This window comes from Parasediminibacterium paludis, from assembly GCF_042651445.1.
Classification (GTDB): Bacteria; Bacteroidota; Bacteroidia; order Chitinophagales; family Chitinophagaceae; genus Parasediminibacterium; species Parasediminibacterium paludis.
This window is the reverse complement of record NZ_JBHSDC010000003.1, coordinates 459183-482850: the sequence shown is the minus strand read 5'-3', so window position 1 is coordinate 482850 and position 23668 is coordinate 459183. Positions and strand designations below refer to the sequence as shown.

The following is a 23668-nucleotide window of genomic DNA, read 5'->3' as shown; positions in this document are numbered from 1 at the left end:
TTCACTTCTTAGACATGTAAGTATACATTTGAGAACCAGCGAGTAAAAAAGCACCAATTCCATAAATTTCCGAGCTATTTTCATCTATGGTTTCTGGCGAAGAACCAATTGGCTGGATATAGCCAATTTTACCATTCTCTCCTATGTGGCTAACCATCATTTTCCAGCTTTTAGCAACTACAGGCCAATAAGTTTTTTTATCTAAAATACCTTTGTTTAACCCCCATAATAGCGCATAAGTGTAAAATCCTGTACCACTGATTTCAGGTTTAGAATAACTACTTGGATCTAGTAAAGAAGTGTGCCAGCTACCGTCAGATTGTTGTATGGAAGCAATTTTTGCTGCCATTTGTAGATATATTTTAATAAATCCAGCTTTGTCTATATTATTATTTGGCATATTGTTTAACAGCCTTACAAGCCCAGCCAATACCCAGCCATTACCTCTTGACCAAAAGACTTTAGCCCCATTTTTTTCTTTTTGTGTAAAGTAGCGTTGATCTCTGAAGTACAAGTGCTCTGAGCTATCGTACAAATAAGCATGTGATTTATGCCACAACTTTACTGCTAAATCCAAATATTTTTTCTCATTTGTGGCTGTCGTTAAATAGGCCAATGAGCCAGGCCCCATAAATAAGGCATCGCACCAAGCCCACTCTCTATAGTTGATACTGTCTTTCCACTCAAGCGATTCGGTATGAGCTTGTGCTAATATGCTATCGGCTTGCAAGCGAAATTTAGCAATCATAGATTCATCATGCTTTTGCATGTATAAGCTTACAAAGGTTTGCGCAATACAATAATCATCAGCAAAAAAGCGGTTGGGTCCTGTATTCCAATTAATATCGCTACATATTTTCATTAATCGGCTATGATACAATGTGTCTTTGCTTATTGCTGCCAATTCGGTAAACCCTGTATAGCCCGCTGCATTAGCCCAATGCCATTTGGGATATTTATAGCCTTTAGTATCCCATTGCCCGATTTGCCAATTGGCTACTTTCTCCATAGTAGACAATATAATATTGGGTTCAAAAATGTTGACTGTATGTAAGTTTTTAAATAGTGCTTGTTGTGGTTTATTGTTATTGGTAAACATTTGTTGATACAACCAATCTATCATTAATTGAATACAACTATCTGCTCTTATATTATTGTAGCTTAACCTATGTTCATCTTTTAAAAATGTTTGAAGTGACGAGCTTACCTTTATTTGTTTACAATACTCATGTAAGATTTTCGGCCCATCCTTAAACCCATATTCTTCAACAACACTATCGTTTAAGAGGGTTTGATTAGCTGTACCATCAATATTTAAAAGTGGTACATCACCCTTTTGTATCCAATGCTTACTTGGTAAGCCCCCCCAACAATTAATAACACCTTCTACACTTGATGAAACACCTGCATTACCGCTATTTCCATCTAAATCGCCCCATTTTTTTGTGTCTATTTCTGTAGGTATTTCTTTATTATTCATATACGCCACAGCAAGTGCCGTAATAGCTCCTGAAGAAACACCTACTACATAAATTTGAGTAGCATCAATACCAAATTCCTCAGCATTTTTTTTGAAAAATCTTATAGCAGCTTTTGCATCTTGTTGGGCTCGATACATAGCTTCAAAATATGCCCTGTTGCATTTTGGCAGCTCAATACCTAACCTATAATCAATAGTTGCAGATACATACCCCCTTTTTGCAAAGGCAGTGCATAGTGAAGTACCAAAGTCTGTAGATTTTATTTTGCTTACAAAATCATCACCATGTATAAAAATTACTAAAGGTCTGTAGCGTTCCTTATCCCCAAGAGGCGGTTTAAATATATCGAGATGTAAGCTTTCATTTTGTCCCTTTATGTTTATAGCTGAGCCATATAGTATATTGCTCGTAGTATCGATTTTTGAAAATAAAATCTCTTGGTATCTTTTTTGTGCGTTGGTTATTTGACATAATAAAAAAGGAACAATCATACAAATAAGTATGCATTTTACCTTTTTAAGTCTCGTCATAAACAACAAGCATCTTGTCATAAGATTTATTTTCATTATGTATATTTGCCTTTTAAGAAATATAGGCAAGCCAAAGTGTTTTTAGTAAAATGATTACTTCAATGTTGCTATTGGCTGCGGATCCATATCTGTAAATGCTTTGTTTTCACCTGCCATTGCCCATATAAAACCATAACTTGCAGTACCTACACCAAAATGCATACTCCATGGTGCAGATATCACAGCTTCATTGGTGGCCATTATCAAGTGTCTTGTTTCTTGAGGTTCGCCCATAAAATGCATGACTCTATGGTCTGGGTGTACATCAAAATAGAAGTAAACTTCCATTCTACGAGTATGTGTGTGTGGTGGTACAGAATTCCATACACTACCTGGTTCTAAAGCGGTTAAACCCATTACCAATTGGCAGCTTTGTATACCATCGTTGTGAATGTATTTGTAAATGGTACGTTTATTAGACGTGGTAATATCCCCTAAGTGCACAGGTGCCGCTTCGGCCTTGGTCATGCTTCTGTTTGGATAACTTTGGTGTGCAGGTACAGACAGTAAGTAAAACATGGCAGGTTCATCTGAATTGGTACTGGTAAAAGTGACATCTTGAGTACCTTTACCTAAGTACACACATTCAAGCTTTTCAATGGGAAAGGCAACCCCATCAGCAGTTACAGTGCCTTTACCGCCAATATTGATAATACCAATTTCCCTTCTTTCTAGAAAAAAATTAGCTTTTAACTCCTCTTCATTTGGCAAATTAATAGTGGCGCTAGTAGGTACTACACCCCCAACAATTACCCTATCAAAATGAGAATACACCAACTCAATTTTACCAGGTTGCATTAAGTTTTGCACCAAAAAATTGTCACGCAGTTGCTGCGTATTCATAGAGCTAGTTTCTTTTGGACTATTTTGAAATCGTACTTGCATAAAATTATTTTTTATTGTTTAGAAAAGATTTAATAGTAGTTTATTGTAATTGCCTTTAGCGGTTGTTTTAATAAAATCTAGGTACTCTGGATGTTCATATTTGTTACCAGCATGTAGCAATAAAGGGTAGGCATCTGTTACTTGAAAAGGCCTTATTTCTGGATAGGTCCATATCTTTTGTTTGGTAATAAATGGCACTATGGTTTCAACACATTTTTTAAATGATTTACCAGATGGCGTTTCTATAGCCCAAAAATTAGTGTTGGTTTGTTCTGATAATTTTGCAATAACATTAAAAGCATTCATGATAAAAACCGAGTAATGCAGCGATGTAGTCCGCTCTAGTTCGTAAGGGAAAAGCCCATCTTTATTGGCTTGTATATCTAGTCTTTTTGCTGCTCTAGTTACTATTTCATTAGCCTCAGCGTTATTACCCACGTACAAAGCAATGGCTAGTGTTTGTGCATCAAACCATACACCATGATTGTTCTTTGCATCCATTTCATCTTTGCCTATTTTGCTGGAATTTAACCAATTTAAAAACAGCGAAAACCATTGCTTCAGTGCTACATCTTTTTCATTCGTCCAAGCTTTAGAACCTTTTAAAAGCGTCACACCGTCTAATGCAAAAATGAATTGCCTAGTATCGATAACACCTTCTGCCCTGCCTTCAATAACGCCTTTAATTGCTTGTCCATAATTTAAATTTGGATGCATTTGTGTAGCTGTATCTAAAAACCATACTTCCAATAATTTGGTAGCATGTTGTGCATATTTTTCGTTATCAGAAAAATAATAGGCTAATGACAAATTATAAACAGCCTCACATAGTTTAGGCATATTTTCTTTATCTGGGTAATTACGCACTTCAGGGTTTACCTCACCATCTTTTCTAATATAAGGTAGCCCGTTTGGTGTATTTGGGTTTGGCCACCAATAAGGGCCAATGCTCATGTAATCGTGCTTATTACCACTAGGCGGTAAGTCTGTTTTATCCATTACACTTACAGGCTTGTATTGCAACAATTCATCCGCAATTTTTATTAGTGCATCATAAGCAGGCAGTAAGGCAGCATCATTTACTTTTAATTGTGCTTTCTTTTTAGCCAATGATTTAAAATCGAGCTTTATGATATCTGTGTTAGAAAGTTTAACCTGCTTATCCTGTGCAAGGGTTGTAGTTATAGCAACGCAACTAGCTAAAACAATAGCACCCAACTTTAGTATTTTTATTATCATTTTCCCTTTTATTTGTTTACTAATTATTTATTAATATTTATAACCGCGATGGCATCTATTTCTATCAGTTTACCTTTAGCAGCTAAAGCCTGCACACCTACAACCGTACTAGCTGGCATGTTTGATTCACCTAGTATTTCTTTACGTATTTTTCTAAAAATTTCTATGTCATCAGACTGATAATTAACGATATAAGTATTCATTTTTACAATGTCTTTTAAGCCTGCACCAGCAGCTTCTAGCTCTATTTTTATATTAGCAAATGTTGCCTTTGTTTGCGCTTCTAAATCGTTACCATCACCAGTTAGCCCTGCTATATAAATTGTTTTAACATCATTTGATATTACTACCACGGCTTTAGAATAGCCTGACCCAGGATGAATAAATGTTTTACTAACCGCCATAACCACTTTATGGTTACAGGAACTCATGATTGTCCATCCAATCAGTACGATAGCAAACTTTTTCATTTTGTTAGCCTTATATCTTTAAAAAAGAGAAAATCAAATTTTTTTATTTTACTGCACCCATAACAATGGATTTCTAATAGGCACATTTCTTATTACTTCTTCATTATCCGGAAAATGATTTAAACCTTGCCATACTTTAAACCATTGATTATTGTTAAAATGGTAAGCACCAAATACCAAAAATGGTTGCGCAATTGGCCACTCTCCCCAATACATAACATCTTTTGGATATGGCCAAGCTTCTTTATTAGCAACGTATTGGTACATGAAGTTGATTGCATCTTGCATGCATTTACCATTACTTAGTTTGTAGCACCATAAATCGTTTTGAGGCGTTGATAATACTTGGCAAATAGTTGCCATAGCATCTACGTTAAACAGAGAATACCCATAAGGTTTTGTTCGTTTCAACTCTAATGGAAAACTACCATCAACCGCCATTTGATTAGGTAATAACTCATCTTTAAATCGATTACTGCAATCATTTAATAACGAATCATTACCTACAAGTTTGGCAAAAACCGCAACTTGCATCACCCAACAAGTTCCATGATTATTTTTTGCTGCTCTTTCTTCCACCCCGTACGCATGTGTGGTTACCCATTTCAAATATTGTGAAAACCAGTTTTTTATTATTTGGACATCTTTTTTATGAACCGATTTTGCGCGTTCCATAACCCTTACACCTTGTGCAACTTCCATCATTTGAATCATGTCAATAACACCAATACTTCTTCCTGTGGCTTTTCCTTTTATGGCTTGTGCATACAAAAGCGATGGATTCATTAGTGTTGTCGTATCAACAAACCAAGCGTTTAAATGCTTGAAAGCTTGTGTTACATAGCGTTCATTTTTGGTAATAATATAAGCCGAAGCAAGTGTACCAACGATATCGCTAAATCGTATCATAGCTTTTCTATGCGCTATAAAATTGTTGGGATTCGTAAGGCCATCTTTTTGGATATATGCGCTATTTAAATCATTAGGATTAGGCCACCAATAATCGCCTTCTGAATAAAAATCATGTACATTACCTTCCGACCTTGTTGCATGGTCGGCGGTAATAGTGATGGGTTTTTCTTTTAAATACGCATTCGCTTTTGTAAGTATCGTCTTCGCTAAAACGATCTTCAAAGAATCATATTTACCATTAGTACACTTGGCAATAAAACTGGCAAATAAAAACAGCGCTGTTAAAAATGGTTTTAGCATAGCTTATGATTAATAGCCTGGGTTTTGTGCAATTACTAATTGTGTATTGGTATCAATTTCATGTTGCGGTATTGGTAACAGTAGTTTTTGCGTAGTTACGTAAGACTGTAGCTGGGCCAATGTCGCTTGTGGTGCTGGATATAAAGAATAATGACTATTAAATTCTTTTGCAAAATGATTCTTAATGGTTTGCTCAGCTGTAATGGTTGTAAGTGTTGTGTTATACCGCACTAAGTCGAAAAAACGATGGTTTTCAAACGCAAATTCTAACCTTCTTTCATTAGATAAAGCTTGCTCAAAAGTAGCTACAGAATTAAGCACCGTAGCTGGTAAAGCTGCTACGCCAGCCCTTGCTCTAATTTGGTTAATTAAAGCCAAACTTGATGTTGTACTGCCTTGTGCTTCAGCCAACATTAAAAGAATATCTGCATACCGCAAAATTGGCCAATCGCTTTCGCCGTCGTTGAGCGTAAGTACAGGATTTAAATATTTTTTTACATACAATATTTTACTAGTACCAAATGACCCCATATTCGTTGCCTTTCTCGGATCAGGTGTCATAATGCCAAAAGCAGAATCCATATCATTGGTAGGATAATTATACCCTTTACCAGTAAAAGCAACACCTGCCGTAATAACACCACTATTAGAACCAAGCGGTGCGAAATCGTTACCAAAACTTGAGCCTAATCCAAGGTTGCCTGCTTTGTAACGCACTGTGAATAATATTTCGCTGTTTACTTCATTAGCAATAGAAAAAACACTGGCATAAGTACTTTGTAATGCGTAACCACTATTGGCAATAACATCTTGCAACAGAGTAATGGCCGATGCTTTATCACCCCTTGTTAAATACACTTTGGCTAATAATCCTTTTGCAGTCCAAGCGTTTACTCTTCCTACTGATGCAGATGAGGCGCTGTATTTAGCAGACGATAAATAGCTACTTGCTGTAGATAAATCTGCTTGAATTAACTTATAAATACTTGCCACAGATGTTCGGTTGAGCTTTTTAGCGTCTTCAGCAGCCAACGGTGTTGTTGTTAAAAACACACCGCCATACAAACGAACAAGATTGAAATAAGCATTTGCCCTTAGTACCATGGCTTCACCAGCATATTGTTTGCGTAAAGAATCGGATATAGAAATACCAATTGTACCAAGTGAGATAGCACCAGCTGTACTATCATAATTAACTCCTAGATTCTGTAAAATAACATTGGCATTTCTTATATTATCATAAGTTTTGATCCAATATTGAAAAATTGCATCCTGTCCAGTAGTAGGAATAAATTCATCTAAAGCGGTAAGATCAGCATTTAATGTATTAGAGCTAGTAGGAGCACCCATATCTGCATTATCAGTTCTCAATTCAGTTAACATCCATTCATAATACATAGGACTTTGCAATCCATTGTAGGCACCTAGTAAACCTGTATTTATTTCACTAGCGTTGCTATAAAAGTTACCAGTTGTAAGGTTTGATTGCGGCACCAAATCAATTACTTTATTACAAGAATATAATCCTATAAAAAGGAGTAGTATTAAATAATTTATGTGTTTCATATTATACAATTAATGCGTTTAAAATTTAATATCTAAACCGAAGATGATGGTTCTGTTTAAAGGAAATGCGCCTCTTTGATAGCCATCTATTAAAGGAGAAGCATATTGTAGCGTATTATTTCTTGCTTCAATATTTAAACCTTTATAGCTACTAGATGCATGAAAAAATAGGTTTTGGCCAGACATATATAAACGAAGCGAGCCTAATTTGAATCTATTAATAATTTTAGTTGGAATAGAATAACCTACCAACACCTCTCGCAAAGCATAGTATGAAGCATCTTGGATGATATAATCACTTTGTGTCCAAGCACTACTATAACCATTGGTATAATATGGTGTTTTACCATCGCCAGGGTTATTAGGGCTAATCCATCTATTGGTAGTATAGTTTTTATTAATTTTTCTAGCCTCATTGTAATAAGCATCACCATTTAACAATTTACCGCCTTGGACACCTTGGAAAGTAATACCAATATCAAAACCTTTAAATGTAAAATTGTTAATGATGCCCCAAGTAAAGTCAGGATAGGGGTTACCTAATACAGTTCTATCATTAGCATCAATAACATTGTCGCCATTAACATCTTTAAACTTCAAAGCCCCTTGAGAGAAATAGCTAGGTAAGGCAGAAGTTAACCCTTTGGCTTGCGCAGCTAATATATCGGCGGTAGAGTTCCATAGCCCATCTGTTTTATAATTGTAATATTGAATCAAGGGGCCACCCACTTTGTTCATATATACATCTTGTCTCTCTCCCGTATTTAACAATTGGGTTTCGTTACCTAATTGTAAAAGTTTGTTTTGGGTATGCGAAATATTACCAGCTGTAGTCCAAGTGAAATTTTTATTACGTATGTTGTTGGATGAAATTTCTAGTTCTATACCATTGTTTTGAAGCTTACCAATATTGTTAATTACTTGAGAAACTCCTGTAATACCCATTGCTTCTTGCTGTAATAATAGTTTATCGGTTTTAGATTGATACACATCAATACCGAGTGTCAACTTATTTTTAAATAAACTCACATCTAAACCAGTGTTAAAAGAATACGTGGTTTCCCAAGTGATATAAGGGTTTGACAGTATAGATGCTGATGGTACAAAACCTTGTGTAGTGATACCTGTACCGCTACCTGTAGGATAATTGGCGGCATATAATTTATCTAAGTATAAAAAGTCGGTAATATTATTATTACCTACAGCACCATAACTAGCTCTTAATTTTAAACTACTAATCCATTTAACATCTTGTAAAAATTTCTCTTTAGTAACTACCCAACCAGCCGACACTGATGGGAAATACCCCCATTTACGATCAGGTGCAAATTTGCTACTACCATCGGCTCTAAAGCTTGCAGATAATAAATATTTATCTTTAAACCCATAATTAACACGACCTAGGTAAGACAATAGACCAACGGGGACTGTGGTGCTATAAGTTTGCGTATTATCCTGTGAAATAACACCAGCTGTATTAATAGTTGTAATATTATCACTAATAAAATTGGAGGCAGTAATTTGCTGGTAATCACTTTTAATTTTATTTGCCGTAAAACCAGCTATTACATTGATAGAATGATTATTAATTTGTTTACTGAAAGTAAATGTGTTCTCATTTAATAAATCAACATACAAACTATTAGTATAAACCCCAGAATTTGGATTACCAATTGCTTTAGCGTTTGTCTTTGTAAAATCTAACCCTACTGATGATTTTACATAAGCACTTAACTGTGTTTTAAAGCTTAAACTCTTAGTAATCTGATAGGTTAAATCGGCCGAAGTTTGTAATCTATAATCATTTGTAGTAATTTTTTCTAATTGTAATTGCGCGTAAGGAGAGGTATTAGCACTAGAACTCAAAGCTAAAGGTGTGCCCAATGCATTGATAAAAGTACTGCCATCGGGCATTATGCCATTGTAAGCCAAGTCGTTAAACATACGAGGTTGACCAAAATCACCTGCACTGTAATTATTGGTCGGCAACATATTTACAAAAGCTGCAGTTTTTGCATCAATTGTAGTAGGCAAATAAGATGCAATACGTGTAAAATCTGTAAAGGTAGTTGCGGGCTTTTCGCGATAGATATAAGAAGGATTTAAGTTAAACGTCAGTTTTACCTTATCACTCAAATTGACATTAATTTTACTTCTTACATTATAACGTTTATATTCACTATGAATCATATTTCCTGGATCATCTTGAAACGACCCTGCTATATAATATTTCACATCTTTACTTCCGCCAGAAACACTTAAATCGGCATTTTTAACATTTGCAGTGCGTATTGCTGCTCTTTGCCAATCAACAGATGATCCGCCAAAAAACTGATTTTCTAGAATGTAAGCTCCTTTTTCGGCCGTTGTAATTAAGTTGCCTTTATTTTTACTGAATGTAGATAATTGGGCACTAGTAAAACCCTGTGTATAGGCAGCTGAATCAGCATAGCGCAATGCGGCTTCTTTATAAAGCATATTGGTATAATCAGTAGTCGTTATAATTGGATACAAACTATAGGCACTTTTATACCCAGATGATATTTTTAAATTATAACTTGCTTTTTCAGCTTTACCACTTTTAGTAGTAATTAGTATTACTCCGCTTGCACCTCTAGAACCATATATAGCTGCAGAAGCTGCGTCTTTTAATACTTCTATAGACAGTACATCGCTCATGTTTACAAACGACAATCCGTCAGGTACTGGCTGACCATCAACTACAACCAATGGGCTTTGTCCGGCATTGATAGAACTAATACCACGTACTTGCACCTTAGGATCTGATCCAGCTTCAGAGGCAATATTTTGTATTTGTACACCAGCAATTTTTCCTTGTAATGCTTGGTCTAATCGAGAAACAGGCGATTGGTCTAGTTTTTCATTTTGATATTTTGAAACAGCACCAGTAACGCTTGTGCGCTTTTGTGTACCGTAGCCAATTACTACAACTTCAGCTTCTGTAGCAACCACTGGTTGCAAGGCAACGTCAATATTCGTTTTGTCACCAATGGCAACAACTTGTGTAGTATACCCAATAAAAGAAAAAACCAACGTATTTTTTTCTGTGGTTAAAGCAATGGTAAAAGTACCGTCGGCTTTGGTAGAAATACCACTTTTCGATTTTTCTAATAGTACACTGGCGCCACCTAGTGGTTCGCCTGTTTTTGCATCAATTACCTTACCGGTAATCACTTTTTTTTGTGCTGATAACAAACCTGTAATTAAAATCAAGGGCAGCAACAGCAGCAAGCATCGTAATTGTTTCATAATGGCAGTTTTCGTTAAATGTTAAAATATATAATGGCACTATACAGCAATAAACTGTAAGTCTTATTTTATAAAATCTTCTCTCATTGGGCTAAATACATCAATTAATACACCGGCTTCTAAACATACAACACCATGTATTAAATTGGTAGGAACAAAAAAGGCATCATTTGCTTTCAATACTTTTTTATTACCATCAATTTCTACCTCAAATACACCACTTTCGATATGCGTTATTTGTGTGTGGTGATGATTGTGAAGCGTACCAATAGCGCCTGTTTCAAAATCTACTTTCACGATCATCAATTGCTCATCATAAGCCATAATTTTGCGTTTCACGCCTTTATCTACCACCTCCCATTCTATATCATCATTCTCAATAAATACATTCATTGTTGCTTGCGTTTTCATAATTTATCTTGTTTTCTTTTATTAATCATTGTAAGATTTGATGGTCATAAATGACGGTATAAGGCCCAACCCAATGCGCATCAGTACCATTTATTTTTACGGTATGTTTAGTATTGGCAGCTACATTTTTATTAGATTGGGCTACTACTAATAGTTTCTTGTTAATACTTATTTGAGCAATTAAATAAGCTTCATCATCACGCAATATTGTAATATTTTCTACTTTGGAATAAGCATTCACAGATACTTCATTGTTGGTATCGTAACTCCCATGAATCTCCACGACATTTACAAAAGTTTGATTTGCGCCTTTTTTTCTAATGACATAGGCAGGATCTCTTCTTAAGTTAAAGTTTGGATCATTAGCACCTAGTCTGGTAAAAAATAAATTGGTACTATCGTCTGTGTACGATGAAATAGTATAGTACGTTTTATTATTTAAAAATGTAAACTGTGTTAAGGCATTACTCGCTTTAGCACTTGCCTCCTTCCATAAAAATTGGTAGCCACTCTTAGCCCCAAGCGTTGTTTGACTATTGGTAAATGCTTGGTATTTGAACGATGTATTAATAACTGTACCCAAATATTGAAAAGGCAAATCGTACTGATGTTGTTTACTTGATAATAATCTAAAAAAGTCAACTGTTAAGGGTTTTGAAGCATCAGGCAATTGCAACATCCACACAGTTCTATGTAAGGTTACATCGCCATAAGCTTTGTCATCTATCGCACTTATTACTTGTACTTTTCCATTGCTGCTATTACTAAATAATTTCTCTGGATGATATTTTTGACTCAGGTCTTCTTTACCATTGTAATGGCTTGTTTCATCTACCACTACTGTATTGTGTGCGATGGTTTGTGCAGCATAATTTTTACTCTCTGGCAAATATCTACCACCATATTTTTGCTCTATACCTATAAACCTGGCCGCACCATAATCTTGTAAAATTTCATTGCCACCATCATATAAAATAATATTTAATTTATCATAATGCCCATGCGATAAACCATGTGCTGAGTATTTGAAAATTAAGGACGTTAATTGTTCACTACCACCAGTTCGTAAAATGCTTACACCCCCTTCGTTACCTTTTGCCCCGTCTGTAAAACTGATAGGTTTATAAGGATAAAAAGCAGCAATATTTTTAGACATAGCCAGTGCCAAAGCCACATCTGCACCTCCTTTACTAAGCGTTACACGATTTTGTTGCTTTGCCACAGGCAGCAAACTACTATCGGCGCCATACACTTTCCATGCAATGCTTAATGCTTCTACAATTTCATTACTAATGAACGATTTTTCTTTAAGCGCATCGTTGTAGCTATAAAAACCACCATTTAAATTGGTTTGTTGCAAGCCATTTACCAAAGCCTTTTGTAATACATTATTTCTTCTTTGAAAGACTTTTAAAGTTGGCTGCTGATTGTTTAAGGCATTGGCAAATAAATAAAATGGCAATATGGCATAACGCACATAATAAGGACCTTCGGTGTAATACCCATCTGGCGAAAACAAACCATCAATATTGGCTAAGAAACCTGTTTTATCATCAAGCGCAGTGCCATGCAGTGCCATATCTAAATAATGGGCGTTATCTGTAGCAATGCCGACAATGCCTACACCTGCACAAGCCCACACAGCATGGTTGTGAATTAAATTAAACCAATCTTTTAGATTAATTGTAAAAAAATCGACCTCGGGTTTAAAAGCACCATCCGCTATCAATTGTCGCTCGGCAGGCGTTAAATAATCATGAATACAATCAAATGCCAAACCAGTATACACAAGCCAATTAGCATCGTTAAGTGCTTGCCAAAAAATGCGACCAGGCGAACTACTGGTAGCTTGTGGATGATTTTGCAAGGTGGGGTTTAAGGCTGCATATTTTAGAAACAGTTTCTTTACTAGCAAAGCATATTTGGTATCACCTGAGAGCTGATACATTAAGCTGCTATTAAACATTAAAATATAATTAGCTTTATGCTGTTCATGCGTATAACCGCCTGCAGGATCTTTAGGAATTGGCACGTCTATATCTTTACCAATCCATTTGTCTACACTTTGTTTTACATCTCTGAAAGAAGCTTTTAATAAGCCTTCTCTTGTTAGTCCAGTTTTAACAACGCCAACATCTGCTTTAGTAAGGTACGCAATAGGATGCTGCGCAAAAAGCGAAGTGTAAAAAAAAACTAGTGCAAGTATCGTGTATCGTTTCAAGAAAATCCTGATTTAAAGACGTAATATTAGTAGCATTAATTAGTGTGGAAACTTTTACCTTGTAGAAAAATTTCTAAATTTATAATACTCAATCAATATGAAATCTATCTTTTTAATTAAAAGATTTGAATAATTTCAAAAATATACAACCGACACCGTTCCCGGTAACGCTGCCGGGATTTTTTGAAACAATATCACAAAGAGGGACTACTTTTAGCATGCTATATGGAAAAACAAGCCACAATTAAAGATATCGCAAGAGCCTTGCAGGTATCTACATCTACAGTATCTAGAGCCTTACGCAATGCCAATGATGTGAATCCGGAAACACGAAAAGCAGTATTGGCATTAGCCGAAGAATTAAATTATCAGCCCAATCAGTTGGCGCTAAGTCTGCTTAACAAACACACCCATACTATTGGTGTCATTGTACCCAACCTTGACTATGTGGTTGCCGCAATGGTTAAAGGTATAGATGAAGTAGCGCTTGAAGCTGGTTATACAGTTATGGTATGCCAAAGTAATGAAAGTTATGGTCGGGAAATTTTAAATACTAGACGACTAATGGACAGTTTAGTTGATGGTTTTATTATATCGGTTTCTAGCGAAACAAATATGGTTGACCATTTTAAAAAAATACAAAGTCAGAAAAAACCCATTGTTGTTTTTGATCGAATTATTACCGAGTTAAACGCACCAAAAGTAAGGTTGGACAATGAACTTGGTGGCTATTTGGCAGCGCAACATCTAATAGATCAGGGATATAAACGTATTGCTATTCTTGCTGGACAAAAGAATCTTGATATTAGTAATAAACGAATGGATGGCTATATCCGCGCCTTGAAAGAAAATAACATTAAAGTAGATAAAGACTTAATCATGCAATGCGACTTTAACCAAGACTATGCTTATGTAGCCACTAAAGAATTATTGGCTATGAAGAAAAGGCCTGACGCTATCTGTACAATTAGCGATAGAATGGCTATTGGTGCAATGCTTGCCATAAAAGAAAAAAAGCTACGCATGCCACACGACATTGGCTTGGTAGGCTTTAACAACGAGCCTGTTACAAGTCTAGTAACGCCGATGATATCTAGTGTTGAACAACCCGCTTTTGAAATGGGTAAAGTAACAGCTAAGTTATTTATTGAAATGATGCACGGCAATACAGACTTAAGCGAAACAGAAATTGTATTAAAACCAAAACTCTTTGTAAGAGAATCTTCTCAAAGACTATTATACAAATCACCATCAAGCACTTTAACAGTATGATAAAGCAATATTTTTTACTCGTAGCAATAAGCATTGTAATTTGCCAATTAACATTTGCAAAAACCATTAAAGTAAGTACCAATTCACAAATAGCAGAAGCAAATAAAAGCGCTATTGCTGGTGATACCATAATATTACAAAATGGCGAATGGAAAGATTGCGACTTACTACTTACTTGTAATGGCTCGGCTATACAACCAATTGTAATAAAGGCAGAAGTAGCAGGTAAAGTAATGATTACTGGTAAAAGCAACTTACATATTGGAGGTAATTATATTATTGTTTCGGGACTGGAATTTGTTAATGGTCAAGCAGCAGAAGGCGATGTATGGCAGTTGAGGGCTGGCAAAACCGTAGCTAATTATTGTAGAGTAACCAATTGTGTGATAAGAGATTTTAACAACCCTAAACGCTTGGACGAAAACTATTGGGTGGCTTTATATGGGCAACATAATCGTATAGACCATTGTACATTTAGCGATAAGAAAAACCTAGGTGTACTGATGGCTGTGATATTAGACGATGATAGAAGCAGGCAAAACAGTCATAGTATTGACAGTAACAATTTTGCAGGTAGAATACCATTGGCATCGAATGCTGGGGAAATAATACGTGTTGGCGTTTCGCAGCATTGCACATTTTATAGCAATACAGTAATTAAAGACAATGTATTTGCTTACTGCGATGGGGAAGCCGAAATTATTTCTATCAAGTCATGCGGCAATATTATACGCAATAATGTATTTCAAGAGTGCCAAGGGAGTTTATCGCTAAGACATGGCAACAACAACACTGTGGAAGGCAATATTTTCTTGGGTAATGGCAAAGAAGGTACAGGTGGCGTACGCATCATTAATGAAGGCAACTGGGTTATCAACAATTTATTTTACAAATGCAGAGGCGTTAATTTTCGTTCACCACTAGCCATTATGAATGGTGTTTTCAACTCGCCCGCTTTTAGATATTTACCAGTACGTGATGCCGTTGTAGCAAACAATACATTTATCAATTGTACCCCATTTAGCTTATGTGAAGGCAGCGATAGTGAAAGAACCGTATCGCCCAAAAATGTGTACTTCTTTAACAATATATTTTTAAATAAAAAAGATACCACTTTGTACGAAGTATTTGATAATATCGACAGTATTTACTTTTACAATAATATTGCTGATAAAGCAGTAAAACAATTATTAACAAAAGGTTTTACAAAGCAAGAAGTGAGTATTGAGGTATTAAAAAGTACACCTTTTTCAATAGCTGTAAAAAGTAATCCACAGCTAGATAGCATTAAACAAATGGCAGTAGATAGGCTTGCTTATGGGTTACCAACAACCGTAGGTTTTACAAGATGGGTAGCCTTTACTGCCACACAAAAAGATGCGTATAATGGCAAGGGCTATAAAGCAGAGGATATGGGTAAATGGACAGCTTACCCACCCCATAATGACACAACTATCAATTGTGCTAATACTGCTGATATTTACAAAGCCATGAAAGTAAATAAAGAAATGATTTCAATTGTGCTAACAGGTAACAACTACCACTTTACATCACCCATAGAAACATCGCGTGCATTTTATATTTATTCACAACACAAACATCTTATTAAATTTAGTTCTGCTGCGCAAATGCCAGCTATCTTTATTGTTAAAGCAGGAAGTGTTGTTTCTTTATTTAGCCTTAAGATAGATGGTAAAGCTGTAAAAGCCAATAGCTTATTTTTAACCGATACAACAGGTAGTAGCAATCATTATACATTTGGAGTAAACGATTGCACATTTAGCAATTTTGGTAGTAACAACGGTTGCAACCATATATTTAATGCATCAAAATATGTAGTAGCAGATAATATTAATTTCCAAAATTGCCATTTTAACAATAATAGTTGTAATCTATTTACCCTTAATAATGAGACTGATAACAAAGGATATTATAGCGTGGAAACAATGCATGTAAGTTATTGCCAATTCACTAACAACAATGGCAGTATGTTAACGCTTTATCGTGGTGGTAGTGATGAAAGTACAATGGGACCCAAATTGACATTCAACAATAACAAAATTATCAATTGCAACAATAATGGCGAATTAATCAAACTTACAGGTGTACAACAATCGTATTTTACCAATAATAGCTTTGTCAATGCTAACAAAGACAAAACCATCATCAGTTATACTGATAAAGTAAGAGCCCTTCATGAACAAAATAATAACCAACTAATGAATAGCGGTAGTGTTGAAACGAACAAGTTTGTTGTGAATGTTAAGTAACTTTCAGAATTTGGTTAGTACCAGTTGTTTTGTGCTATACACAACTGAAGCAACTAACATAACATTTGGAACTTGGTAATATTAACATTGGTAGCAAACGATATGCTGCCAATGTTATGCCTAAAATATAAAAACATTTTCCTATTTAAATTAACAGAAACGGAAGTAAATTTTACAATTATCTAAATGGTATTCACACATTCCTCTGCAAAGCCAAAACTAAGTGTCATACCGGCACCGCCTAAACCATTGATGATATAAACATCCTTATCGGGCTGAAGAAAAACATTGGTATCACCATTGGTCATTTTTGGGTAAATGCCATGCCATGACTGGATAAGTTGCCAATCATCTGTTACCGCAAATTCATTCAAATAATGCATTACCATCCCGTTGATAAACGTTTTATCAAAAGGATCGAACGTGAGTCCATACTCATGGCTATCACCTACAGTTAATTCACCCCGATCATTTTGTGATACCATTACATGGATGCCCCATCTTAAATAATCGCTCATCTCGGCCTCATATCTTGCCTTTAATTGTGGTAACGACGCTGCTACTTTAAAACTATTATAATGAATGAGCGATAAGCCACCGCACAACGACACACCCATTCTATTATTTGGTGTATTGGTGGCAAAACGCATCATCTGCAGTTTGCATTTTGTAATAGCCAATTGCTGAAACTGCTGTGGATAAAGGGTTTCAAAATCTGCCCCGCTACAAATGCAAACTACATCAGCTTCTAGCGTTTCGTTGCCCATCCAAACTTTCCCACTTATCACATTGGTAACCGCTTTACCCCATACAAATTGCACATCTAAATATTCCTCTAAATATTTGGCTACTGTAGCAATTGCTACACGGGGGTCAACAATCATTTCTGTACCACTGTACAAACCGCCAATCAAGCCATGACCATTAACACCACTATATGTTTCTAAAATCTTGTTTTTGTCTAATAGTATTACAGGTCGCCCATTTTGTTTAAAATCTTCATATAACTCTTGCAATACCTGCCATTCATCTTGATGATGTGCTACGTGTAAACTCCCCACTTCATCGTACCATAAACCAACACTATCGGCAATATCTTTCCAAATAGCTTTGCTACGCAAAGCCCTATTGTACAAGAGGCCATCAGGTTGCCCTATAGGCCAAAGCATCCCAAAATTTCTAATAGATGCACCAACCGCTTGTTCTGTTCTTTCTATAATTGTCACCTTAAACCCTTTTAAACTAAGCGCTCTTGCAGTTGCCAAACCTACAATGCCTGCACCTACTACAATGGCTGATGGCTGATTATTTGTCATGTCGTGATGTTATGATTTTAAATAATTGGTGGTGAATAATTAGACTAACCGCAATTAATAAAGTACCAATAATACTAGCTGTGTAAAACAAACCTGAAAAGAAGCTTACCCAATTGTATTTAATGGTAATAAACTCTTTTATAAGCAATACCAGCACCGTACCCAAATAGCCAAATGCATCGGCGATATACATCACAAAACCTACATTTGCGCGCATCTGATAGGTAGATAGCATACGCTCAAAATACAAGCAGTTAAAAGGTAAATATGCCAAGTACATACCAGTTGTAGCTAGCAACATCCAAGTTATTGGCGAGATATAATTAGCAGTATATAACAATGTTGCAGCCGCTGACAATAACACACCGAAAATGACAATATAATGTGCGGCAACAAACGCTTTGTAATTGTTTTTTATCAGGAAAAACCCACCAACAATAGCTAGTACAATGAGCGATACATTAGTACTCATATTGGCAAAAATGCTCGCATTGTCTTTGTAGCCTGTTTCAATCCATAATTCGTTGGCAAAATCTTCACAAAAATCTCGTACAATCGTAAATACACCATAAGCAATTACAACAGGCGTGATGGCCAATCCAAAGGTTTTTACAAAAGCCATTCTTTCAGTCTTTGTCATTGGATGGCGCTGCGTTCTATGGGCAATATCATCAGCAGAAGGTGGCGGTGATTGCTGAATAAACCACACTGCAACCAACAGTGGTAATATAAGAAAACCCCCTGCTACAAACGGCATCAACCATTCGCTAATATGCCATTTCAATAACAACCATTTGCCTATCGATTTGGCTAAACCAGACGCAAAGATGAAACTAGTGGCTAAAAAAGCCCCCATAATTTCAGTTGTTTTTCTACCTTCTAAAAAACCAAATACCAACCCGAAAACCATACCCAACGGCAGACCGTTTAAAAACATACAAAAGATATTGTATGGCGCTGGAACAACGGCAAAGCCAAGTAACGATAGCCACGCTAACCCGATAAATAATATAATAAAATACGCTCTTTTAATAGGCTGCATAGTAGAAATAAACCGAATACCTATAAACTTACTGAGCATATAACCAATCACTTGTGCCACCACTAAACACACTTTGTATGATATGCCTAAAAAATACAGATTGTTATAAGTAGCTACTGTGTAAGGCTTTCTAAAACCATACATGCAAGAATAAATAATAAACGCACTAAACGACATACAACAAACGGCACCCCATGGCGTTTTGGCAAGCCATTGTTGCACACTATTAGGCTGGCTATTTGATATTGATACTTGCATATGCTTTGTCAAACATTATTGATTAGTAATGGCAGTACCTAGCAAATGCATCATCATCATATGCTTGTATTTGTCTAAGGCAGGCAATGGCTTATGTGCAACTTTGGCTTGCTCATCCCATCTACGTAAGGCGACATATTTATCACACAAGGGATCGCTTTCAAATGCTATTGCTTCGCTTTCAGTCATAATTCCCCCTTGATGCAACAGCGTATTTTTACTAGCTTCAGATAATAAGTTGTAATATTCGGGATATTTAAAAGTAAGGTAACGCTTGGCTTCTACATGGCTTGCTACCATTTTAGCAATATTCTCTGAAAAGCCTTTGCTGCGCAAATAGTCACCACCTAGTTTTTCATGATCTACAATACCAAATTTATCCATATGTTGTAAGCCATCCTCAGGCTGCGCAAACTCACATAAATGTCCGATATCATGAAAAAAAGCAGCTAAAATGGTATCTTTATCGGCGCCACTCGCCTCGGCCAGTTCTGCACATTGGCACATGTGTTCTATTTGCGATACGGGTTCACCAATATAATCTTCACTACCAAATTGTTCGTAAAGTGCAATAATCTCATCAGCAACTGTATGAATGTGCTGTTGCTGTTCCATATAAGTCATCATAAACAAATTTTAAAGGCATGTATTAATAATTAGTTGTTGGCAGATTGTAGTAATGGCAATAAAGCCATTAAATCATTGATGATAAAATCAGGCTTAGCAGATTGTAATTGCGCTACGTTGTGAGCGCCTGTAGTAATGCCAATCGCTAAACCACAACCTGCGTTTTGCCCCTCTTCGATATCGATAGTGGAGTCGCCTACTTTTACCACTTCTTTTGCATCAGTTATACCAAACTGCTGCATCGCAAGCTTGATCATATCAGGCATCGGCCTGTTGTTAGGCACATCTGAAGCGGTAACTAAACTATCGATGTCTTTACCTATTTGCCAACCAAGCTTTTGTAAAATAAGTTCAGCAGTTGCTCTATTATAGCCTGTATTCAATACTACTTTTATCCCCATTTGGTGTAAGGTAGCAAATAGTTTTTCTGCACCAAATTGAGGTTTTATTGGTAAGGTATTATAAGCATTGGCTAGATGCGATAAAAAATAATTGAAAGCATCATCGGTGGTTTCAACACTTACCACCCCATAAGATAGCAATATATCTTTTATTGCCTTATATTTTTCTTTACCTGCGCCATGCAGCAAAACGTCTTCAAACGTAACATCTACACCAGCTTCGTTAATGGCGGTGTGCAATGTTTTGTATACCACATTGTCTTCATCAACCGTGGTACCAGCCATATCAAATACAACCATTTGTATCATGTGCGCTATTTTACTTGTTAAACTCTTTTTTTATATCTTCTACTTTATCCATCGAAGGTCCTTGCATTATTTTACGCCAATCAATTTGTTGGTGATATTTCTTCATGGCTAGGTCTACATCAAAAACTCTTGGGTCGTGCTGTTCTAACGTATAAGGCGTAAAATCTGGTTTATTGGTAAAAAAGTCTTGCAATAAAGAAGCAGTTACATCGTATTGGTTTACATATGGCACGTCCAAAATATTGTAAATGGTTTTAAGTATCGAACCAAAATTAGCATGTGTATGACTTACATAACCGCGTTTTACGTAAGGACCTGCCATCATTAAAATACTGCGGTGTGCATCTACATGGTCTACACCACCTTGTGGATCATCTTCGGTAACAATTACCAACATATTTTTCCAATACTTGGTACGAGATAAAAAATGCAAAATTCTACCCACAGCCAAATCATTGTCAGCCATAAAAGATGAGCGATATGGATAACCATCTTGCGGTCTTACACCTGCACCGTGGTCGTTTGGAACTTGCATTGTAATGAGCGACGGCATTGCTTGCTTACCTGTTAACCATTTTTTCGTAAACTCCTCCTCAAATTGTTTCATTCTAAACTGGTCTGGGATATTCGTATTAAAACCAGCATAGTTATGACTTGTACGCGTAAACAACGCTTTTTGCATAGGCACCATCACCCCATGCGCAGCACCTGTAGCCGTATCCATCCATTCTTCACGTACATGAGCCGTTTCGTTGGCTTCGCCAAAATTGTAAAAGTTGATATGTTTTCTTTCTAAAGCTTCCCACAAACCACCAGTTTCGGCATAATCTTCAGGATCCATACTACCAGTAGAACCTGGGAAACGACGACCCGGTGCATTTGAAAATAACTTGGTAGTTTTTGATACGTCAGAATTGGCTTCCACCCATTCGTTAGGTACTACGCCCATCATCCAATGGTGACCATGAATAGAGGCATCGCTATCACAATAAAAATTATCACTGAAAGAAAATGTTTTTGCAAGCTTATGGTGATTCGGCGACACCCGCATATTTTTCATTTTTGGGCGAAGAATATCGGGTAACGTGTATTCGCAATTAACGCCGAACTTAGCTAGGGTGCTGTCGCCATTCGCATTCTGCAATTGCCCGAGCACTTCATCATAGGTTCTATTTTCTTTAGTAATATACACAATGTATTTAATGGGACTTTTGCTAGAACCTGGCAATAACGGTAAAGGATTCGTACCATCGTCTACTTTAGTGATTACCTCAAACGTATTGCTGATTACTTGTTTTGTATAAGCCGCCAATGCCTCGGTAGTAGGCAAGGCAATTTTTTGGAAACTGCCCAATTGAATATCGCCAATATATGTACCTTGAATAGGCGCTTTAAACCCAGCGCCACCATTTGGGCCAGCACCCAAACCTCTACAGGTAATCACGTATAGTTCTTTTTCATCTTTAGACAGCAACACTCTTGTTGGTCCCCAACCTGTAGGTATTAAACCTTTGGTGGTTTTAGTAGCTACATCTATCACAGCAACCGCATTAAAGCCCAACAAAGCCACGTACAAGGTTTTTTCATCTTTACTTAACGTAATGCCAAATGGTAATAAGCCTCTATGTTTATCAATTCTTGCATCTGCTTTAATGGCAATATGTCCCAATAGCTTGTGTTGCTTATAATCGATGATAGAAATATTATCGTTAGTGGCATTGGTAACATAAGCATAGTGCTTGCCTACAGCAATAGAATTGGGGCTAGCACCGCCAACCACTTCTGCTTCTTCAATCATTTCACCCACTTGATACCCTGTTTTAAATTTATCAACCACTTTATTAGTTGTTAAATTAATAGCAAATACGCTCATAGCTTCTGGTGCGTTAGGGCTGCCAACACCTGGTATGTCTCGGCCTTCAATGCGCGTACCCTCCCGTGCTTCTTTGGTATTATCGCCATATGGGTGATAAGGAATCATTAATGAATCGTAATTGCTTTTGGTAGCACCTTTAATTAATGGATAAGCATATGCTCCAACATTGGCCACAAAAGCCATCGTTTTATCTGCACTAATAGCCAAACCAAATGGCTGACGACCGGCAGGAATAGAAGCTGTTATTTTTTTATTGGTCAAATCATAGCGTACTAGGCGAAAATTGCCTCGGTCTAGAATCAATAATTCGTTGTTGTTTAGTAATAAATCAGATGTAAAACTGTCATCAAAATCAATATTACCTACTTTACCATTTAAGCTAATAGAATCTATGCGCTTAAAATGCTCAATATCATATACAATTACTGCCCCATTATCGCCGCCACTTAAATACACTGTTTTAGAATCGGGTGCAAATGCAACCCCTAGAAAAGACCCATTTGGTAATGGGGAAGAAATTACTTTTTGAACAAGCATTGAATCGTTAGAAAATGTACTGCCTGCTAAAGGCTGGTGCGCTAACTGTGATGTTAATTTCCTATTATAGCTAGGCACACGTGTATCTTGCATAGTTGCAATATCAATAATGGTAAACACACCATTGTGTAGCGTAACTGCTTTTTTACCATCGGGCGAAATCGCCATGCCAAAGGGATCGTGAGAAATACGAATCATCTCACCAGCCGGTGTTACAAAACGGCCGCTAGGCAATATGGACAATCCTTTTTCGTCTATTTTACAAAATTGATTTTTTGCTGGCACTTGTAAAACAGTGACAGATTTTTGTTGACCAAAGGCACAAAAACTGGCTACAAGAAGTGTAGCCGCAAGGCATGATATTTTTGTCATAATAAGTATTTCAGTAAAAACGAAAAGTAAGGCGAAATACGAGATTTCGCCTTACTTCGGTATT

General features: G+C 36.4%; 16 protein-coding genes. 2 read left to right on the top strand and 14 right to left on the bottom strand.

From position 1 onward, the window contains the following. Position 1 precedes the first annotated feature (1 nt). The 9 genes from ACFOW1_RS05715 to ACFOW1_RS05675 form a co-directional block, all read right to left on the bottom strand. Positions 2-1972 (bottom strand): glycoside hydrolase family 88 protein, encoded by a 1971-nt coding sequence (locus ACFOW1_RS05715; protein WP_379012805.1) that lies wholly within the window; start codon positions 1970-1972, stop codon positions 2-4. A 132-nt stretch (positions 1973-2104) separates the two neighbouring features. Continuing rightward, a complete protein-coding gene (kduI, locus tag ACFOW1_RS05710) occupies positions 2105-2935 on the bottom strand; it encodes a 5-dehydro-4-deoxy-D-glucuronate isomerase (RefSeq protein ID WP_379012803.1) in 831 nt (276 codons plus the stop codon). An 18-nt stretch (positions 2936-2953) separates the two neighbouring features. Continuing rightward, the gene (locus tag ACFOW1_RS05705; protein ID WP_379012801.1) at positions 2954-4174 is read right to left on the bottom strand and encodes an alginate lyase family protein; all 1221 of its coding nucleotides are present in this window, start codon (positions 4172-4174) and stop codon (positions 2954-2956) included. A gap of 23 nt (positions 4175-4197) precedes the next feature. Beyond that, on the bottom strand, positions 4198-4644 hold the full coding sequence (locus ACFOW1_RS05700) for a RidA family protein (protein ID WP_379012800.1): 447 nt from the start codon (positions 4642-4644) through the stop codon (positions 4198-4200). A 48-nt stretch (positions 4645-4692) separates the two neighbouring features. Then, a complete protein-coding gene (locus tag ACFOW1_RS05695) occupies positions 4693-5856 on the bottom strand; it encodes an alginate lyase family protein (protein WP_379012799.1) in 1164 nt (387 codons plus the stop codon). Positions 5857-5865: 9 nt separating this feature from the next. Further along, positions 5866-7422: a RagB/SusD family nutrient uptake outer membrane protein gene (locus ACFOW1_RS05690; protein WP_379012797.1), complete on the bottom strand. Its 1557-nt coding sequence runs from the start codon at positions 7420-7422 to the stop codon at positions 5866-5868. A gap of 18 nt (positions 7423-7440) precedes the next feature. After that, entirely contained in the window at positions 7441-10692 is a 3252-nt protein-coding gene (locus ACFOW1_RS05685) for a SusC/RagA family TonB-linked outer membrane protein (protein ID WP_379012795.1), read from the bottom strand. Positions 10693-10755: 63 nt separating this feature from the next. Next, a complete protein-coding gene (locus ACFOW1_RS05680) occupies positions 10756-11103 on the bottom strand; it encodes a cupin domain-containing protein (RefSeq protein ID WP_379012793.1) in 348 nt (115 codons plus the stop codon). Positions 11104-11128: 25 nt separating this feature from the next. After that, the gene (locus ACFOW1_RS05675; RefSeq protein ID WP_379012792.1) at positions 11129-13324 is read right to left on the bottom strand and encodes an alginate lyase family protein; all 2196 of its coding nucleotides are present in this window, start codon (positions 13322-13324) and stop codon (positions 11129-11131) included. Between the two features lie 225 nt (positions 13325-13549). Here ACFOW1_RS05675 and ACFOW1_RS05670 point away from each other — a divergent pair, with 225 nt between their 5' ends. Further along, entirely contained in the window at positions 13550-14596 is a 1047-nt protein-coding gene (locus ACFOW1_RS05670; RefSeq protein WP_379012790.1) for a LacI family DNA-binding transcriptional regulator, read from the top strand. Then, positions 14593-16866 (top strand): polysaccharide lyase 6 family protein, encoded by a 2274-nt coding sequence (locus tag ACFOW1_RS05665; RefSeq protein WP_379012789.1) that lies wholly within the window; start codon positions 14593-14595, stop codon positions 16864-16866. The genes ACFOW1_RS05670 and ACFOW1_RS05665 overlap by 4 nt, the downstream gene beginning before the upstream one ends. A gap of 182 nt (positions 16867-17048) precedes the next feature. Here the strand turns inward: ACFOW1_RS05665 and ACFOW1_RS05660 are convergent, their stop codons facing one another. The 5 genes from ACFOW1_RS05660 to ACFOW1_RS05640 are packed head-to-tail and all read right to left on the bottom strand — an operon-like array spanning position 17049 to position 23604. Then, positions 17049-18182 (bottom strand): TIGR03364 family FAD-dependent oxidoreductase, encoded by a 1134-nt coding sequence (locus tag ACFOW1_RS05660; RefSeq protein ID WP_379012788.1) that lies wholly within the window; start codon positions 18180-18182, stop codon positions 17049-17051. Then, entirely contained in the window at positions 18172-19494 is a 1323-nt protein-coding gene (locus ACFOW1_RS05655; protein WP_379012787.1) for a DUF5690 family protein, read from the bottom strand. The genes ACFOW1_RS05660 and ACFOW1_RS05655 overlap by 11 nt, the downstream gene beginning before the upstream one ends. 3 nt (positions 19495-19497) lie before the next feature. Next, a complete protein-coding gene (locus ACFOW1_RS05650) occupies positions 19498-20109 on the bottom strand; it encodes an HDIG domain-containing metalloprotein (protein ID WP_379012785.1) in 612 nt (203 codons plus the stop codon). Between the two features lie 29 nt (positions 20110-20138). Then, positions 20139-20819 carry a phosphonatase-like hydrolase gene (locus ACFOW1_RS05645; protein ID WP_379012783.1) on the bottom strand — a complete coding sequence of 227 codons (681 nt, stop codon included), beginning with the start codon at positions 20817-20819 and terminating at the stop codon, positions 20139-20141. 10 nt (positions 20820-20829) lie between these two features. Next, the gene (locus ACFOW1_RS05640) at positions 20830-23604 is read right to left on the bottom strand and encodes a phosphoesterase (RefSeq protein WP_379012781.1); all 2775 of its coding nucleotides are present in this window, start codon (positions 23602-23604) and stop codon (positions 20830-20832) included. Positions 23605-23668 lie beyond the last annotated feature (64 nt).

Coding starts and splice junctions, on each gene's coding strand:
- ACFOW1_RS05670 (WP_379012790.1), top strand. CDS start 13,550: ATGGAAAAACAAGCCACAATTAAAGATATCGCAAGAGCCTTGCAGGTA.
- ACFOW1_RS05700 (WP_379012800.1), bottom strand. CDS start 4,644: ATGAAAAAGTTTGCTATCGTACTGATTGGATGGACAATCATGAGTTCC.
- ACFOW1_RS05690 (WP_379012797.1), bottom strand. CDS start 7,422: ATGAAACACATAAATTATTTAATACTACTCCTTTTTATAGGATTATAT.
- ACFOW1_RS05650 (WP_379012785.1), bottom strand. CDS start 20,109: ATGATGACTTATATGGAACAGCAACAGCACATTCATACAGTTGCTGAT.
- kduI (WP_379012803.1), bottom strand. CDS start 2,935: ATGCAAGTACGATTTCAAAATAGTCCAAAAGAAACTAGCTCTATGAAT.
- ACFOW1_RS05640 (WP_379012781.1), bottom strand. CDS start 23,604: ATGACAAAAATATCATGCCTTGCGGCTACACTTCTTGTAGCCAGTTTT.
- ACFOW1_RS05695 (WP_379012799.1), bottom strand. CDS start 5,856: ATGCTAAAACCATTTTTAACAGCGCTGTTTTTATTTGCCAGTTTTATT.
- ACFOW1_RS05665 (WP_379012789.1), top strand. CDS start 14,593: ATGATAAAGCAATATTTTTTACTCGTAGCAATAAGCATTGTAATTTGC.
- ACFOW1_RS05680 (WP_379012793.1), bottom strand. CDS start 11,103: ATGAAAACGCAAGCAACAATGAATGTATTTATTGAGAATGATGATATA.
- ACFOW1_RS05705 (WP_379012801.1), bottom strand. CDS start 4,174: ATGATAATAAAAATACTAAAGTTGGGTGCTATTGTTTTAGCTAGTTGC.
- ACFOW1_RS05715 (WP_379012805.1), bottom strand. CDS start 1,972: ATGATTGTTCCTTTTTTATTATGTCAAATAACCAACGCACAAAAAAGA.
- ACFOW1_RS05645 (WP_379012783.1), bottom strand. CDS start 20,819: ATGATACAAATGGTTGTATTTGATATGGCTGGTACCACGGTTGATGAA.
- ACFOW1_RS05685 (WP_379012795.1), bottom strand. CDS start 10,692: ATGAAACAATTACGATGCTTGCTGCTGTTGCTGCCCTTGATTTTAATT.
- ACFOW1_RS05660 (WP_379012788.1), bottom strand. CDS start 18,182: ATGACAAATAATCAGCCATCAGCCATTGTAGTAGGTGCAGGCATTGTA.